Below are 14,647 nucleotides of genomic sequence, written 5' to 3' on the forward strand. Positions count from 1 at the left end.
GAAAAGTACAAATATAATTGCATTTTTTTGATAGCTGATATATTGTTCATTAAAAAAAGCGAAAATATGCTAATTTTTCTCTAGTTTCAGCGACGGAAGTCCATGGCGCTGAATGGCTCTACTGAACGACGTGCCTCAAAGTTTGTGCCTGTCAGCCGTTTTGTGGAGGCTATGCATCTCTTCCCTTTTTAAATTCATTATTATTTTTAGCTTTTGCTAAGCCATTTCCCACCGCCGGCCGCCTCTTCTAAAAGGTTCCCACTTTTCCGTGTAGGTTTTATGACATTTATCCTTATTCAATGGCTAAAATGATTGGAAATAAACCATTTCGGCTTGATGCTGCCAGGCATTAAGAGTATATTTTTCACATTCAGTCACGAAGGAGGAACTTAAATGCATTTAATCCGATTAATTCCCGTTTTGTTTTTCTCACTCTCAGCCATTTCTTTATTTTCTTTTCAGGCAGGAGAGATTGTCAGTTCACTTCAAGAATTTTTCAATTTCTACAATCATAAATCTTAAACTAAAGTCCCTTCAAGGGATTTTTTATTTTCCTCCATTTACGGGGTAACTTTTTATCCTTATCAGCATGCATTTTCTGATTTTCAAGCTATTCTTCCTGTGTGACTTTCCTTCGTTATCCAGGGTTGTAAAAGCGGTACATTCACTTTGCTTTTCGACATTTGAGTGTTTTATGGCTAAACTGGCACACCTTCCTTCATTAATTGTAATCTTCAAGAGGGGATATCTTGTAAATTGCTAATTCACATACTACTATTAGTGAAACGGTGACCTGAATTAAATTTCATTTCTATAGGCATGCGTATAAAAAGATTTACTATAGAGAAGGAGTTGAAGCCCGTGGATACAGTACAGGATGTAGAAATTTATTTATTGAGCAAAAAATGCAATTTAACTGCGCGGCGCTGGGCAAAAAACAAGCGGCTCAAGCAGCGGATTTTGGAACGGCACCTGACGTGGAACGGCGATCATTTAAAAATTAATCGTATCGATATGTTAAAGCCTTTGCACTCGAATATCGATTATTACTTGGATCATCCTTCATTAATCGACGACCAGTTCAGGGATGAGGCAGGCCAAGTTTAAGTTACCTGTGCGCAGTCCTGAACTGGTCGTTCAACCATAAAAGCAGTGCAAAGCCGAAAATGGCTCTGCACTGCTTCTTTTTAATCCCCTACTCTATTGATATGGCTGATCTGCCCGGCAAACTATATTTGCGCAATGGCACAATATGCTCCTTGCGGATATTCAATTACCGCATAGCTGTTCGGGCTGATTGGAGCTTGGGGTTCATAATGGACTTTGCCGCCCAGTTTTCTGCATGCTTCGAGACTCGCTTGCAAATTTTCAACCGAGAAGTAAACGAGCCAGACCGGCGGCAACGCTGCATTTTCTCCTTCCGGATGGCAGATGCCCGCCACCGGTTCTCCGTCAGCACCCGCCATGACATAATCATCGTAACTTCCCATGCTCAACCCGGTATGCTTCCAACCGACGACTTGTTCGTAAAAATCCCTTACTTGTTCCGTTCGAGCGACTGTTAAATCGGCGGACAGAATGGTGCCTGGGATGGTTTTCCCGTCTTCCATTTTCATTCCTCGCTTTCGTCCAATTGCTTTTATTTATTGAACTAAGTGCCAAGGTTCGGGTAATTTCGGTTTGCCTTCAGTGTTGTGCACAGCGTCTGATGGGATTCAGAGCCGATGCCGTCTGGCAGCTTCACGGGTTCAGCTTCTATCACGATGTTTTCTGCCATATAGCGGCTGGCATCCAATTTTTCGTAATAATGGTGGACATTTAAGACGTAAAAAGCGCAAAGTCCGTCATCTTCCCGAAAGTTTAGTTAGTCTCCGGGAATTGGCCGGTAAAAAGAATCTTCCGAGATTGGAATTGTAAATTGCATCTCTCCGCCGCCGGGCGGTACTACATGTACAGCAATCTCCAAAGTTACGCACCTGCCTTTCCGCCGATTATCGGATTCACCGCAAGAAGTGCACCTTCTTCATATATTTCATTTACATGTCTTTCCTGTAATAATCCCCTAAAAAAAGGGAGTCCGTGGTATACTATAGCTATTGCAACACATGGATTCTATTAGACTTTTCTTAGTCACTTTCCATTTTGGGAAGGAGAATGCAAATGTCTTATGAAAGCATTAAAGACCTTTTAGAAACAGTCCGTTATTACCACACAGTCAATATTGAGCAGTCTTTCCACCGGGGGGATCAAGCTTACATCTCCGTCAAGTGCCTGAAAAATACCCGCACTTTGGAATTGACCTATATTGACAGCAAAGCAATCGTTCTCTACGAAAGTATTGAAGATGCCGCCCTTGCCATCTATGAAGCGATTAACACACCAGAAACTTCTCAAACTTCCTGATTTTCAGGAGGTTTTTTTTATGTTTCCGGGCAGTCCTTGAAACAGTTAAGCATTATCCGGAATCAGAATTGCTCGTATTTGTGATTGATGAAGTGGAGCATCTCCTCAAACAGGCTGGCATCGTACCAGACATACGGCACCACTTGGGATACGCCGTCGCTTTTGATCTGCAGATTGGTGGCGCTAAGCTGAACAATTTTCGAATCATCGACGTCTTCTTCTTTTTCTTTGATTTCCTTACCCGAAAATTCCCGTTTCACCTTATCAAAAAAATAATTGCGCTTTTTTTCACTGTCAAAATCCCAGGACTCGTATTTCCCCTGGCATAAAATTTCGATGGAATAAATTTCGTTCTCCAGTTCCAGTTCGTTTTCCATGTATATACCCCCTATTGGCTTTAACTGCTGAATTTTATGGTTTAATGCAGTTTACCTCTTTCGGGTCTTTGGAAAACCTTTTCCAACATAAAAAGCCGGCGAATTTTATTCCGCCGGCTTTTTCTTATTCCTCTTTCATGGCTTGACGGGCTTCAGTCATTTGTTTCCATACCGACCCTTTGGCATCTTCCCCCTGCTCGATCCGGGCGATGGCCATTTTAATTTGCAGTTTCACTTCAAATTCCGGATCTTCCTCTGCCGCTTTCAACGCAGGCAAGGAGGCTTCTGTTCCGGTTTCGTATAAGAACATTGCAGCCCGCCAGCGGACCAGTTTGTTTTTGTCTTTCAACGCTTCCATCATAATCGGTTCGAACTCTTCGAAACCGAGGTCACTGATCGTATCGCCCGCTGTTCTCCGGACCGCCCAGCTTTTATCCCGCATCGCTTTTTCCAGATGCGGCACAACCGCTTGATTCTTGATATCGCCCAGGAAGATAGCCGCTTGGCGGCGAATGGACATTTTTTCATCTTCCAGTGCTTTTGCCAACAGCGGCACATCATCGAGTTCGCCTTCGTTCATCTGCTCCAGCAATTGGAACCGCGTTTCCCAGTCCGGCACATCGAATTCAGCAAGCGTCACTTTTCGGCCGCGGACAATCGGTTCGGCTTCTTCCGCATGGTTGTTTTGCTCGACCATTGCGTCCAACCGTTCCTGCGGATAAGCGGCTTCGAGTTCTTCGACGACGCTTTGGCCAATTTCTTCTTTTTCCCCGTAGCGCACGCCATAATCCGCCCATTTCCGCTGGAGCAAGTAGTTTTCTTCTGTTGGATCCATTACCGCCTGCATCGCTGCCACAAACCGCGCCGGCATCGCAAAACGTTTTTCAGAAGCACTGTCGAAGACTTTCACTTGAAGCGGAATGCCTTTAAATTGCTGGACATGGACGTAGACTTCTCCGTAGTGTTCATCGATTTCAATTTCTTCTTCGTTCGTATGGCTGCTGTCTTCACCGAAAACGCGGCGCACTTCCGCCAGTATGGTTTCCCAGTCAAATTTCGCGATCCGTTCAACGGCCAGAAAATCCGCGACATGGTACACGCCTTTGACTCCGGCGATTTCCAGGATGGCCTGGATTTCTTTTGGTGCATCCTGTGCGTTGTCTTTCGTATAATTATGGCTTTTGCCAAATGGCAATTCCTGGTCGATGATGACTTTCATCGTATTCGGGCTTGGCGTTGGTTCGATCGTTGTAATTTTCACGTGTGATTCCTCCTGCCGTTAATATCGTCCATCTGACCGTTCTTTGATTAGGATTCTGCAATTTCCTGCAAGTACGTCCAACGGTCGATGAGTGTATCGTATTGCTCGGTTAGTTCATCCACTTCTTCGGTCAATTTGTTCAATTTCTCGAAATCTGCACCGGCTTTTGCCATTTCGCCTTCCCGTTCTTCAATCCGGGATTCGACTTCAGCAATATCATCCAAGATGGTTTTGTATTCTTGCTGTTCTTTAAATGTCATTTTCTTTTTTGGCTTTTCCGGTTTCGGTGTTTCTTTTATAGGTTCTGCCATTGGCTCTGCTGTAGCTTTTGCTGCAGGCACCGGCTTTTCCTTGATAAAGTCCGAATAAAGCCCTTGGTACTCAAGCACTTCTCCAGTACCGGTCGTCCATAATTTCCGGGCAATGCGATCCAGGAAAAATCGGTCGTGGGAAATGGTAATAACGACACCCGGGAAGTTTTCCAGGAAGTCCTCCAGCACGGAAAGCGTCTGGATATCCAAGTCGTTCGTAGGTTCATCGAGCAACAGGATATTCGGCTGTTCCATCAGCAATTTCAGCAAATATAAACGCTTGCGTTCACCGCCGGACAATTTGCCGATTTGTGTGCCGTGGGCATTCGAAGGAAACAGGAAACGCTCAAGCATTTGCGTGGCAGACAAGCGCACGCCTTTTGCCGCTTCGTAATCGCTTGAAATTTCCTGGATGTATTCAATCATGCGCTGCGCTTCGTTCATTTCCGGCAAATGCTGCGTGAAATGGGCGATTTTCACGGTGCTGCCATATTCCAAACGCCCTTCTGTCGGCTCATAGTCGCCGGCAATCAATTTCATCAAAGTTGACTTTCCGGCGCCATTTGGTCCGACGATGCCGATGCGGTCGCCGCCTTGCAATAGAAAATCGAAGTTCCGGAAAATGACGTTGTCGCCGAAAGCCATTCCGAGATTTTCGCCTTCAATGATTTTCTTGCCAAGGCGCTGGCTTTGCATCGACAATTCCAGCGACGTGTTGTCGTTTTCTTTCTGGACATTTTCCTGGATTTCCTCAAAGCGCTGAATGCGGGCTTTCTGTTTGGTCGAACGGGCTTTCGCACCGCGGCGGATCCATTTCAGTTCCGAACGGAAACGGTTTTCCAGCTTTTGCTGGGAAGATGCCGCCATCTCATCACGGATCGCTTTGTTCTCCAAGTAATCGCCGTAATTTCCTTTATGCGTATACATCGTCTGGTCCGCCAGTTCGAAAATATGCGTGGATACTGCGTCCAGGAAGTAGCGGTCGTGGGTTACAAACAGCATGGCGCTGTTCATGCGCAGCAAAGTTTCCTGCAGCCATTCCGTTGACAAGGCGTCCAAATGGTTGGTCGGTTCATCCAGCAGGATCAAATCTGCCGGTTCGATCAATGCTTTTGCCAACGCGACGCGTTTCTTTTGTCCACCGGACAGTTCGCCGACCGGCTGGTCGAACATATCGATGCCAAGCTTCGTCAATGCCGTTTTTGCCAAGGCGTTGATGTCCCAAGCATTTTCCTGTTCCATGCCTTCCTGGATATTCATCAGCTCTTCCTGCAGCTGCGTGGAGCTTGAATCCACCATCATGTTTTTCAAGGCCTGCTCGTACGAGCGGTTTAATGCCAGAATCGGCGAATCTCCGGAGAACACCGTTTCCAGTACTGTCAGCGATTCGTCAAATTCCGGTTCTTGTTTTAAATACGTAATTTCGTATTTTTTCGGATGGTCCATGTTGACCGAATCCGCTTCTACGTCTCCCGCTAAAATAGACATCAAAGTCGATTTTCCGGTGCCGTTGACTCCGATCAATCCCGCACGTTCTCCGGGGTACAAAGAAAATTCCACATCTTTGAAAAGGGTTTTGGCTCCTACTGTTTTTGTTAATTTGGTAACGTTTAAGTGGCTCATTTATTCCCATCCGTTTCTTTAATAAGTTGCTCTAAAAAGGATAGCATAAATTGATGGCGTTCTTCAGCAATTTGCTTTCCTGCAGGCGTGTTCATGTGTTCTTTTAACAACAGCAGCTTCTCGTAAAAATGCGTGGCGCTGCTGGTCGGCTTCGACCGGTATTCTTCTTCGGTCATTTCCGTTCTCGGTTCTTCCGACCAGTCGTACAGCTTGCGCCCTTTTGCGCCGCCGTATGCAAAGGTGCGGGCAATGCCAATGGCGCCAATCGCATCGAGGCGGTCAGCGTCCTGGACGATTGCCGCTTCAATCGAAGACGGCCGGACACCGTTCCCGCCTTTAAAAGAAACCGATTGGATGATGCCCTGGATTTGTTTTTTCTGTTCCGCGCTAAGCGGAAGGCTCTCCAGGATTTCCGTCTCCAGGTCTTCTCCTGCTTTTTTGTATTTCGGATCGGATACATCGTGCAGCAGCACGGCCAGCTCGACAATAAAGGCGTCTGCCTGCTCTTGTTCCAATAACAGCTTGGCATTGCTGCGCACTCTTTCAATATGCTGCCAGTCATGGCTTGCATCATAAGTTTCATAGATTTTTCTTACGGCTGTTTCACATTGTTGTAGGGTTTCATTCATCTAGATTTTAGCTCCTTTTCTTCCATTATACCCTTTACTGCTGGCGAAATGCCCGAAATGGCGCGAGTTATTGACGATTCATATGCGTTCGGGTATAGTATAAGCCAACCATTAAAAGGCTTTTAATGGTTCCATGACAATACTCAATAATAGGGGGAACGTGCATGCACCAGGGCAAAGTAAAATGGTTTAACACGGAAAAAGGCTATGGATTTATTGAGTACAATGATGGTGATGACGTGTTCGTCCACTTTACAGGCATTCAGGGCGACGGGTTCCGGACACTTCAAGAAGGAAAATCGGTGTCATTTGAAATTATTGACGGGAATCGTGGACCACAAGCCGCAAATGTCATTGAAATTGAAAGCTAATGGTTCTAAACTCAACCTAAAACAAGGAGACCGGGAAAAATCCCCGGTCTCCTTTTTCATTTTAGCCAGCTGATCTTAACAGATAAATTTCTCGGTCACCCCTGCTACTCTTTCTTTTTATCCTTTAGACAGAAATTCTTGGATCACCATACTCGTATCTATTCTCCTGCCTGGTTGGCATAATAGATCTGCATGCAAAAAAAAACCTGAACCGGCTTAATGTCGGCGCAGGCTTTTCTATTTGTTCATTTATGTTCAGTTCCAACTTTATTTAACTCGTTTCCAAGGAATTGCAGCTGTGATCCAATAGAGCATTCGCTGATGCAAAACCGGTGAGCAGCTGTTTTCCCCTGCTCTTTGCGGATTTGTTTGCGGACAAAACATCCTTCGCAATACGTTTCCATCATTTCATCAATTTCATTGATTATAGAAAGTTTGTTCAAACTGTCACCCCTTTAAAATGCCATTCGTTTATTTTACTCCTAATTTGTCTTTTAACGCAACAATAGTTATACTATCAAAGGACATTTTCATCCCTATAGCGGTTCGAAAACTCCCGCTTTATCAAAACTAAGGAGGAATTTTTTTGTTTAACGAGTTTTGGGGCCTTGGCTTTGCCGTGGCCAATTTTATATTGCTGCTCATCATGTACAAATGTTTCGGAAAAACCGGATTGTTTGCCTGGGTGGCCTTATCGACGGTTTTGGCCAATATCCAGGTGACAAAAACCATTGAAATCATCGGGTTGACGGCTACACTTGGAAACAGCTTGTATGCTTCCACGTTTCTGGCAACCGATATTCTCAATGAAAAATATGGCAAAAAAGATGCACAAAAGGCGGTTTGGCTTGGTTTTTCATCTTTGCTGATTATGATTATCGTCATGCAATTCGGCATGAAGTTCATCCCAGCAGAAAGCGATTTTGCCAATGAGTCGATGCAAACGATTTTCGGGTTGATTCCGCAGATTGCCATCGCCAGCATGCTCGCGTACTTGGCGAGCCAGCATCTGGACGTCTACATTTTTGCGGCTATCCGGAAAGTTTTTCCGAAAGACAGCCAATTCTGGATCCGCAACAATGGTTCTACGCTGATCAGCCAATTGCTCGACACGTTAATCTTCACCAGCATCGCGTTTTACGGATTGTATCCTCTCGACGTCTGGCTGCAGATTTTCGTCTCGACGTACGTACTGAAATTTATCGTGTCCGTTTTTTCAACTCCATTCGGCTATGTCGCGAAAGCATTAAAGCCGCTTGATGAGGAAGCAGCAACACCGGCAGACGAAAAGCAGGTGTCTTAATGCTTGAAGTATTTGTGGATGCGGCAACTGCAGGTACGCCGAAAGTCAGTGCGGTGGGCGTCTTTATCAAAGGCGAAGGCCATTTGATCAAATGGAGTGAATATGTCGGGGAAATGGACAACCACATGGCCGAATTCACGGCACTCGTAAAAGGATTGGAACTGGCACGTGATTTATCCAGCCAAATGGTGTCGATCAAATCCGATTCACAAGTGGCAGTTGAGGCTTTTGACCGGGGATTCACCAAAAACCCGAAGTTCAAGCCGCTTCTGGAAGAAGCGCTTCGCTTGTCAGAAGGCTTCGACTACTGTTTTATCAAATGGATACCGGATTCGCAAAACCGGGCTGCTGATGATTTAGCCCGCACGAAATTGCGTGCCCATAAAAATAAATAAGCTTGCCTTATTGGACTGCAGAGATTCCGGAAATGGCCGGATCCTCTGCAGTTTTTGTTTCTATTCCATTTTACAAGCTGCATAAAGACGCTGTGCAAAAAGTCTGGTAAACTGGAGACAGTTTGAATCTTGGAGGCGTATTATGAATTCAAAATTGGGAACTGTGCTTGACATCATCATCTTGTTGATCGGACCGTGGATTTTATATACCCGTGTGCTTGAAATTATCGACAATGGCGCTTCGTTGTATCCGGTCATTTCAATTATCATCATTACACTGGCTGTTGTGTTTGCCGTCTACAACTTGTACCACGTGATCTCGGCCAGACAGCAGAACAATTCAAAAAAATAGGTGAAAAGGTGATTTGTTTTGAAATCGGTGTTGTTTTATTTTATTCCGCTTGCCATGTTTGCAGCCGTCAATAATTTGGTTGACCGCTTATACTGGCCGTATTACTTGGTCCTGCTTTTGGCTTTCCTGGTCTTTCAACTGGCGCGTGTGCGCTATCCGAAAGACGCTGTGCCGCCAATTGCAAAAATCAGCCAAGCCGTCTTTTACATACTGACAGTCGCTTTCATCTTCCGCGACCAATATTTGGATCCATGGATCATCAATGTTTTGCTCGGTGTTACACTTGGCATTGTCATCGTTGAAATCATGCAATACAAAAAAAAGCCGTCGTCATGACGGCTTTTTTCTATGGAAAGTTTGCTTGGTGGGTGGAAGATCTTTAAAGCAAATCCAGCAAACGGTTTGTGAGAAGGATAAACATACTGAGAAAACCCACTTCAAGAAGCGTGTTCTTGGAAAACAGCTTCTCCCCTTCTTTCTTTTCGAAAAAGAACTTGATGGCTGAAAAAAAGAAGGCGAAACAGACTGCACTCATCACAACACTCCAATCGACCACGGCTCTCCCCCTCTCCTGAGACCGACAATTATTTTGTGAAATACCAGACCAGTGCCAAGACAATAGCCACGATGACCCACGTGATGATCCGGATAAAATTTCGTTTTTTGCGGATCTCCGCTTCTTCTTTGACGTCTTTCATTAAAGGCATGTTTTTCACTCCTTATTTTATACGTTTCATACATGCAAAAGTTTCTGTTATTACCTTTTCACTCCACAATCCATTAAGATTAAAAAAAGGGGGTTTTACCTGTGAAAAAATTGCTGTTTCCTTTTCTTTCCCTAATGGTCCTGGCAGGATGCAACGATGCTCCGGCCAATCCGAAAGAAGCGAATGTCGCCACGGAAGCCATTGCAGGAGGCCTTGAAATTCCATGGTCCATCAATAAAGTCAATGACGAATTTTATATCTCGGAACGAACCGGGACCGTCGCGCATATTGCGGCAAACGGCCCAGTGACGCATCAGCCGGTTAACTTTTCAGATCCCTTGTCTTCAGCGGCTGAAGCCGGATTTCTTGGCTTCGTCTTGGCAGCCGATTTTGCCGATTCCAAACAAGCGTATGGTTATTATGTCTATGAGCAAGACGGCCGCTCTTTCAATAAGATTGCCCGCTTCGTCCAGGCTGACGGTTCATGGAATGAAACGGACATCTTGCTTGCAGGCATTCCGACGGGCAATGTGCATCACGGCGGACGCCTCGAAATTGATGAAAACGGGGTGCTGTTCGCAACGATCGGCGATGCTTCAGAACCTGAACTCGCTCAGGACCTCGGATCGGTCAACGGCAAAATCCTGCGCTTGAACGAGTCGGATGAATTCGAAATTTATTCGCACGGCCACCGCAATCCGCAAGGCATCGCCTGGGCAGACGGCACGATGTACGCATCGGAACACGGCCAGTCGGCCAATGACGAAATCAACATCATCGAAGAAGGCAATAATTATGGCTGGCCGGTGATCGAAGGCGATGCCGCCGAAGAAGGCATGGAAACGCCTTTCTATACTCCGGGCGCCGATGACACGTGGGCACCGAGCGGAATTGCTGTAAAAGATGGCCTTCTTTATGTGGCAGCGCTGCGCGGAACCGCCATCAAAGTAATCGATCTGGAAACGGGCGAAGTTACCGATTCATTTGAAGGGTTCGGCCGGGTCCGTGATGTGTTTGTTGACGGTGAAGATGTTTATTTCATCACCAACAATACAGACGGCCGCGGGACTCCGTCTGAAAACGACGATCAGCTATACCGTTTGGGCAACGAATAGAAAAGACGCCAATGCTGGCGTCTCAGACTGTAGACAAAGTCTAGATGTAATGTATAGAAATGCATAAAACCAACCGGACCGGCCACTTCGCTTTCCGTGGGCTCAGCCTCAGCCTCCTCGTCGCTCTGCTCCTGTGGGGTCTTCAGCTTTCGCTGGTCCCACAGGAGTCTCCGTGGCCGAACCGGTTGGGGCGTCTCTCTGGGATTCGCAAGTGAATGGTCATCCGATTGAAGCTTAAACAGACTGTACAAGAAGAAAAACGACACCTCTTTACAGCTTCCAGGTTTAGGATCCAAAGTGAAAGCCGGCGAAAAACCCCTGCTCCTGTTTCTGCATCCTTGCGCTAGCTTCGTCACAAAGGCTTGCCCTCGCAGACTTCGGCCAATGCCTTTCCTGCGGGATTTCGGCGCGAGCCCGCGGAACGCGTCCGGCTGAAACGGAGAATCCGGAATTCCCTCTCAATTGGTATTTATTCAGCTTTCATGGGTAAAAATTCTTTTGTCTACAAGCTCGACGCCAATACTGGCGTCTTTTTTTATAGGAATTTCACCATAAGATCTTCATCGGTGTATTCGTCCCCTGATTTCATCGCGCGGTATTCTGTGCCGTACTTTTCAAAGCCGAAGCGTTCATACAATCTAATGGCCGATCGGTTGTGGCTCGAGACAGTCAAATACAGCTGTTCGATGCCTTCCCACTCGTTTGCATAATCGAGCAATTCCTCCATCAACCTGCTTGCAACGCCGTTTCCTCTGGCGCGCGGCGTTACATACACTGCTACGACATTTGCGCGGTGCTTCATCTTTTTCGCAGCTTCTCGAAGGAGCGTGACATTGCCGACCAACCGCCCTTCCGAAAAAGCGCCGAACGTGACCGCTAATGGGGAAGCCAAATTTTCTGCGGTCGTTTCGACCGGCTTTTGAAGTGCGTCTTTTAAGACTGAACCGAAGGCATCGGGATTATTGGTCAACGCTTCAATGCGAAGCTCGCGGTAAGCAGCAGCGTCCGCTGCCGTCAATTCACGAATATCCATTGGCGATTCTTCCTTTTCATTTGAATTCGATTTGAACTTTTCCTTTGCCGTCCGCTACATCAATTGTTGTATAGGCTCCGTTGACAAAGGTGATTTGAGGCGGAATATGGCCAAGATCGATGTCATAAGCAATCGGCACACCCAGTTCATCCGATAAATCCTCATACATTTTTTCAACTGTATAGCCGCTGATTTCCTGATTCGCCGGGCTTCTGCCGAAGACGATTCCGGAAATGTGGTTAAACCAACCTGCGTATTTCATCTGTGTCAATGACCGCTTTAAATCGGCGACATTCATCTCGCAGTTTTCCAAATACCATACGACCGGCTCATCAGGGATGTGGCGTTCCCTAAATACGTTTACGTCCCCGTACGGAGTCCCGATCAAATGGCGGATCACATCGATGCAGCCTCCGAGCAAGCGGCCGGTGAACTGCTCAGCCTCGCCTGAAACGGTCTTCCATTCCGTCGGTTCTGTCAAATTGAAAATGACAGGTGTCGGATTTTCAAAATCCCATTCTTTCTGGTATTTCTCAGAAGACACTTGTGTAATCGATTCGCCTGATTTCGTTTGAAGGACATCCAGCCATTTCGCTGTTGTGTCATCGGATTCGGGACCGCGAAGGTCGACGAGATTGCCGCCGTGCGCTGTCGCATATCCTGTATTTAACGTAACTGCCAACAGCAGCATGCTGATATCCGAATAGCCCATAATCCATTTCAAATCAACTTTTGAAAAATCGAGAAATTCCAGTATTTCCACCAGCAGTTCCCCACCCCATGGCGGCATCACCAAATCGATGGCCGGATCGCTGAGCATGTTCATCAATTCTTCTGCCCGAGCTTCTGCCGGTGCCGATTTCGCTTCTCTTTGCGTCCACGCTGTGTCCCCTACTGTCAATTTAAAGCCTCGCTCTTCTAAGCGCTCAATTGATTTCTTTAATACGCCGTGCATGTCCGGTGCAACTCCGGAAGAAGGTGCCGTTACACCAATTGTTTCAATCGTGCGGTCTGGATATCTGATCATCGTCATTCTCCTTTACTGATTGGCGTTATGTAAATGATACGAGTGCGAGGATGATTCCGCAAAGGATAACTCCACCAAGCAGAAATAAAAATGCCTGCGTGATCAAATCCCAAAACGGGTGCGGGTTTTTGTCCAGCCGTTTGTGGTTTAAGTCGAGAACTCCTGGAGAGAGCCCTGTCGACTCCGATTGAACCGGATAATTTTTCGGGTTTTTCTTGTTGCGTGCTAACATAATTCTCCTCCTTGAACTTTCCAATTAATTTTAACTCATTGGATATATTATACTAGAGAAGCTTATGTTTAACAGAAATTTTTAAAAAGGTATCTTAGCGTTTTTATAGGCTCCCGCATATTGCAGCTTAATGCGGGTATTAAAAGAGCAAAGCAGAACTTAGGAGGAGATGGACAAATGAAGGTGCTAATCGTTGGGGCAAACGGACAAATTGGACGCCATTTGGTTCAATTGCTGTCGCAATCGCAAGAGCATACACCGAAAGCCATGATTCGGCTTGAAGAGCAAATCAGTTATTTTAATTCACTGGGAGTCGAAACTGTATTGACCAGCCTGGAAGGCAGCGTCGACGAAATTGCCGACGCGATGGAAGGCTGTGATGCAGTCGTGTTCACAGCTGGAAGCGGCGGTGCGACAGGAGCGGACAAAACGCTGTTGATCGACTTGGACGGAGCAGCGAAAACGATCAAAGCGGCTGAACAAACCGGAACGGAGCGCTTTCTGATGGTCAGTGCCATTCACGCCGACCGGCGAGAAATGTGGGGCGAAGATATTGCCCCGTATTACGTCGCCAAACACCACGCCGATAATATTCTGCGTGCCAGTGGGCTCATCTATACCATTGTACGACCCGGGCTTTTGACTAATGATCCGGGAACCGGACGCATCCGGGCAACGGAAAATTTGGACTCCGGCCCCATTCCGAGGGAAGATGTGGCACAAGTGCTGCTTCATTGCCTGGACAACGAGCACGTTTTCAATAAAACCTTTGAAATTATTTCAGGGGATGACGAAATCGAAGAAGCTTTGGACCGGTTATAGAAAGATGCAGTTTTTTACCCCTTGAAATGCCGGACTCTCCTTATTAAATAAAGACAAAAAAATGCCCGGCAACTCGTATATACAGTTGCCGGGCATTTTCATATGGAAACCTCTCTCCACACTATTGTCGGTCTCTTCGTTCAGTTATATTTAGACATTTTATAGGATGACTTATTCAGTCGTTTTCTACTTTCTTATCCAAGTTGCGATCTATATATTCTTTTCCCCATTCATACATCGAATCCAGTATAGGAATTAGGGTTTTTCCTTGTTCGGTAAGAGAATATTCCACTTTAGGCGGCACCACCGGGTAAACTTCGCGGTGGACAATCAAGTGATCTTCAAGTTCACGCAGCTGATTCACCAGCATCCGTTGAGTAATCCCCGGTATAAGATTTTTCAATTCCCCAAAGCGCTTCGTTCCTTCTTTGCCTAAATGCCATAGCACTAACATCTTCCACTTTCCTCCGATGATGGAAAGTGTCAGCTCTTTTTCGCAATTAAAAACTTTCTCTCCTAAATTAGGCATCCGTTTTCTTCCTTCCCTATTCAATTTCCACCCTATATTTTTCATTACTATAGGAGGAAACAGCAAGTACTGTCATTTATGTCACTTAGTTAGTGTACTCGCAATAGTACGGGGAGTAAATTTTTCTGCATTCCATGAATGACGCTGCAAATGTATG

Annotated in this window: 21 protein-coding genes; 9 read left to right on the forward strand and 12 right to left on the reverse strand. The window is 46.1% G+C overall.

Features of this window, described 5'->3' with window-relative positions; all coding sequences use genetic code 11:
* The first annotated feature begins 861 nt into the window (after nucleotides 1-861).
* Nucleotides 862-1,107, forward strand: coding sequence for a hypothetical protein (locus BLQ32_RS05250; RefSeq protein WP_053165819.1), 246 nt, complete (start codon nucleotides 862-864; stop codon nucleotides 1,105-1,107).
* 122 nt (nucleotides 1,108-1,229) lie between these two features.
* On the opposite strand, the gene BLQ32_RS05255 is transcribed toward BLQ32_RS05250, so the two are convergent.
* Both BLQ32_RS05255 and BLQ32_RS20115 read right to left on the reverse strand, forming a co-directional pair.
* The gene (locus BLQ32_RS05255) at nucleotides 1,230-1,610 is read right to left on the reverse strand and encodes a VOC family protein (protein ID WP_036803176.1); all 381 of its coding nucleotides are present in this window, start codon (nucleotides 1,608-1,610) and stop codon (nucleotides 1,230-1,232) included.
* 41 nt (nucleotides 1,611-1,651) lie between these two features.
* Complete coding sequence (locus tag BLQ32_RS20115) at nucleotides 1,652-1,777, reverse strand: hypothetical protein (protein ID WP_280513350.1); 126 nt, start codon at nucleotides 1,775-1,777, stop codon at nucleotides 1,652-1,654.
* 383 nt (nucleotides 1,778-2,160) lie between these two features.
* On the opposite strand from BLQ32_RS20115, the gene BLQ32_RS05260 reads away from it, so the two are divergent.
* Nucleotides 2,161-2,403, forward strand: a complete 243-nt coding sequence (locus BLQ32_RS05260; protein ID WP_036803172.1) for a hypothetical protein — start codon at nucleotides 2,161-2,163, stop codon at nucleotides 2,401-2,403.
* A 62-nt stretch (nucleotides 2,404-2,465) separates the two neighbouring features.
* Here BLQ32_RS05260 and BLQ32_RS05265 read toward each other — a convergent pair whose 3' ends face one another.
* From BLQ32_RS05265 to BLQ32_RS05280, 4 genes are all read right to left on the reverse strand, one after another.
* Nucleotides 2,466-2,780 carry a hypothetical protein gene (locus tag BLQ32_RS05265; protein WP_036803168.1) on the reverse strand — a complete coding sequence of 105 codons (315 nt, stop codon included), beginning with the start codon at nucleotides 2,778-2,780 and terminating at the stop codon, nucleotides 2,466-2,468.
* Nucleotides 2,781-2,904: 124 nt separating this feature from the next.
* Nucleotides 2,905-4,041 carry a conserved virulence factor C family protein gene (locus BLQ32_RS05270; protein ID WP_074509386.1) on the reverse strand — a complete coding sequence of 379 codons (1,137 nt, stop codon included), beginning with the start codon at nucleotides 4,039-4,041 and terminating at the stop codon, nucleotides 2,905-2,907.
* Between the two features lie 47 nt (nucleotides 4,042-4,088).
* A complete protein-coding gene (locus BLQ32_RS05275; protein ID WP_036803160.1) occupies nucleotides 4,089-5,975 on the reverse strand; it encodes an ABC-F family ATP-binding cassette domain-containing protein in 1,887 nt (628 codons plus the stop codon).
* Nucleotides 5,972-6,604: an HD domain-containing protein gene (locus BLQ32_RS05280; RefSeq protein ID WP_053165816.1), complete on the reverse strand. Its 633-nt coding sequence runs from the start codon at nucleotides 6,602-6,604 to the stop codon at nucleotides 5,972-5,974. Before BLQ32_RS05280 ends, BLQ32_RS05275 begins: the two co-directional genes overlap by 4 nt.
* 164 nt (nucleotides 6,605-6,768) lie before the next feature.
* On the opposite strand from BLQ32_RS05280, the gene BLQ32_RS05285 reads away from it, so the two are divergent.
* The gene (locus BLQ32_RS05285) at nucleotides 6,769-6,975 is read left to right on the forward strand and encodes a cold shock domain-containing protein (protein WP_036803157.1); all 207 of its coding nucleotides are present in this window, start codon (nucleotides 6,769-6,771) and stop codon (nucleotides 6,973-6,975) included.
* Between the two features lie 245 nt (nucleotides 6,976-7,220).
* On the opposite strand, the gene BLQ32_RS05290 is transcribed toward BLQ32_RS05285, so the two are convergent.
* Nucleotides 7,221-7,418 carry a zinc-finger domain-containing protein gene (locus tag BLQ32_RS05290; protein WP_036803155.1) on the reverse strand — a complete coding sequence of 66 codons (198 nt, stop codon included), beginning with the start codon at nucleotides 7,416-7,418 and terminating at the stop codon, nucleotides 7,221-7,223.
* A 143-nt stretch (nucleotides 7,419-7,561) separates the two neighbouring features.
* Between BLQ32_RS05290 and BLQ32_RS05295 the strand changes: the two genes are divergently transcribed.
* From BLQ32_RS05295 to BLQ32_RS05310, 4 genes are all read left to right on the forward strand, one after another.
* Entirely contained in the window at nucleotides 7,562-8,278 is a 717-nt protein-coding gene (locus BLQ32_RS05295; protein ID WP_074509387.1) for a queuosine precursor transporter, read from the forward strand.
* Nucleotides 8,278-8,673, forward strand: a complete 396-nt coding sequence (locus BLQ32_RS05300) for a ribonuclease HI family protein (protein ID WP_036803151.1) — start codon at nucleotides 8,278-8,280, stop codon at nucleotides 8,671-8,673. The genes BLQ32_RS05295 and BLQ32_RS05300 overlap by 1 nt, the downstream gene beginning before the upstream one ends.
* Nucleotides 8,674-8,815: 142 nt before the next feature.
* Complete coding sequence (locus tag BLQ32_RS05305; RefSeq protein ID WP_036803148.1) at nucleotides 8,816-9,025, forward strand: hypothetical protein; 210 nt, start codon at nucleotides 8,816-8,818, stop codon at nucleotides 9,023-9,025.
* 27 nt (nucleotides 9,026-9,052) lie between these two features.
* Nucleotides 9,053-9,361, forward strand: a complete 309-nt coding sequence (locus BLQ32_RS05310; protein WP_244890325.1) for a hypothetical protein — start codon at nucleotides 9,053-9,055, stop codon at nucleotides 9,359-9,361.
* 248 nt (nucleotides 9,362-9,609) lie between these two features.
* Here BLQ32_RS05310 and BLQ32_RS20120 read toward each other — a convergent pair whose 3' ends face one another.
* Nucleotides 9,610-9,732, reverse strand: a complete 123-nt coding sequence (locus BLQ32_RS20120) for a hypothetical protein (protein WP_280513351.1) — start codon at nucleotides 9,730-9,732, stop codon at nucleotides 9,610-9,612.
* Nucleotides 9,733-9,833: 101 nt separating this feature from the next.
* On the opposite strand from BLQ32_RS20120, the gene BLQ32_RS05315 reads away from it, so the two are divergent.
* A complete protein-coding gene (locus BLQ32_RS05315; RefSeq protein WP_074509389.1) occupies nucleotides 9,834-10,847 on the forward strand; it encodes a PQQ-dependent sugar dehydrogenase in 1,014 nt (337 codons plus the stop codon).
* 535 nt (nucleotides 10,848-11,382) lie between these two features.
* Here BLQ32_RS05315 and BLQ32_RS05320 read toward each other — a convergent pair.
* The 3 genes from BLQ32_RS05320 to BLQ32_RS05330 are packed head-to-tail and all read right to left on the reverse strand — an operon-like array spanning nucleotide 11,383 to nucleotide 13,139.
* Complete coding sequence (locus tag BLQ32_RS05320; RefSeq protein WP_074509390.1) at nucleotides 11,383-11,880, reverse strand: GNAT family N-acetyltransferase; 498 nt, start codon at nucleotides 11,878-11,880, stop codon at nucleotides 11,383-11,385.
* 16 nt (nucleotides 11,881-11,896) lie between these two features.
* Nucleotides 11,897-12,907, reverse strand: coding sequence for a S66 family peptidase (locus tag BLQ32_RS05325; RefSeq protein ID WP_074509391.1), 1,011 nt, complete (start codon nucleotides 12,905-12,907; stop codon nucleotides 11,897-11,899).
* A gap of 25 nt (nucleotides 12,908-12,932) precedes the next feature.
* Nucleotides 12,933-13,139: a hypothetical protein gene (locus BLQ32_RS05330; protein ID WP_036803136.1), complete on the reverse strand. Its 207-nt coding sequence runs from the start codon at nucleotides 13,137-13,139 to the stop codon at nucleotides 12,933-12,935.
* A gap of 177 nt (nucleotides 13,140-13,316) precedes the next feature.
* On the opposite strand from BLQ32_RS05330, the gene BLQ32_RS05335 reads away from it, so the two are divergent.
* On the forward strand, nucleotides 13,317-13,961 hold the full coding sequence (locus tag BLQ32_RS05335; protein ID WP_074509392.1) for an SDR family oxidoreductase: 645 nt from the start codon (nucleotides 13,317-13,319) through the stop codon (nucleotides 13,959-13,961).
* Between the two features lie 175 nt (nucleotides 13,962-14,136).
* Here the strand turns inward: BLQ32_RS05335 and hxlR are convergent, their stop codons facing one another.
* Nucleotides 14,137-14,490, reverse strand: coding sequence for a transcriptional activator HxlR (hxlR, locus tag BLQ32_RS05340; protein WP_053165807.1), 354 nt, complete (start codon nucleotides 14,488-14,490; stop codon nucleotides 14,137-14,139).
* Nucleotides 14,491-14,647 lie beyond the last annotated feature (157 nt).

It is taken from the genome of Planococcus glaciei, from assembly GCF_900099655.1.
Classification (GTDB): domain Bacteria; phylum Bacillota; class Bacilli; order Bacillales_A; family Planococcaceae; genus Planococcus; species Planococcus glaciei.

Coding starts and splice junctions, on each gene's coding strand:
- BLQ32_RS05255 (WP_036803176.1), bottom strand. CDS start 1,610: ATGGAAGACGGGAAAACCATCCCAGGCACCATTCTGTCCGCCGATTTA.
- BLQ32_RS20115 (WP_280513350.1), bottom strand. CDS start 1,777: ATGGCAGAAAACATCGTGATAGAAGCTGAACCCGTGAAGCTGCCAGAC.
- BLQ32_RS05260 (WP_036803172.1), top strand. CDS start 2,161: ATGTCTTATGAAAGCATTAAAGACCTTTTAGAAACAGTCCGTTATTAC.
- BLQ32_RS05265 (WP_036803168.1), bottom strand. CDS start 2,780: ATGGAAAACGAACTGGAACTGGAGAACGAAATTTATTCCATCGAAATT.
- BLQ32_RS05275 (WP_036803160.1), bottom strand. CDS start 5,975: ATGAGCCACTTAAACGTTACCAAATTAACAAAAACAGTAGGAGCCAAA.
- BLQ32_RS05280 (WP_053165816.1), bottom strand. CDS start 6,604: ATGAATGAAACCCTACAACAATGTGAAACAGCCGTAAGAAAAATCTAT.
- BLQ32_RS05285 (WP_036803157.1), top strand. CDS start 6,769: ATGCACCAGGGCAAAGTAAAATGGTTTAACACGGAAAAAGGCTATGGA.
- BLQ32_RS05300 (WP_036803151.1), top strand. CDS start 8,278: ATGCTTGAAGTATTTGTGGATGCGGCAACTGCAGGTACGCCGAAAGTC.
- BLQ32_RS05305 (WP_036803148.1), top strand. CDS start 8,816: ATGAATTCAAAATTGGGAACTGTGCTTGACATCATCATCTTGTTGATC.
- BLQ32_RS20120 (WP_280513351.1), bottom strand. CDS start 9,732: ATGCCTTTAATGAAAGACGTCAAAGAAGAAGCGGAGATCCGCAAAAAA.
- BLQ32_RS05320 (WP_074509390.1), bottom strand. CDS start 11,880: ATGGATATTCGTGAATTGACGGCAGCGGACGCTGCTGCTTACCGCGAG.
- BLQ32_RS05325 (WP_074509391.1), bottom strand. CDS start 12,907: ATGATCAGATATCCAGACCGCACGATTGAAACAATTGGTGTAACGGCA.
- BLQ32_RS05330 (WP_036803136.1), bottom strand. CDS start 13,139: ATGTTAGCACGCAACAAGAAAAACCCGAAAAATTATCCGGTTCAATCG.
- BLQ32_RS05335 (WP_074509392.1), top strand. CDS start 13,317: ATGAAGGTGCTAATCGTTGGGGCAAACGGACAAATTGGACGCCATTTG.
- hxlR (WP_053165807.1), bottom strand. CDS start 14,490: ATGCCTAATTTAGGAGAGAAAGTTTTTAATTGCGAAAAAGAGCTGACA.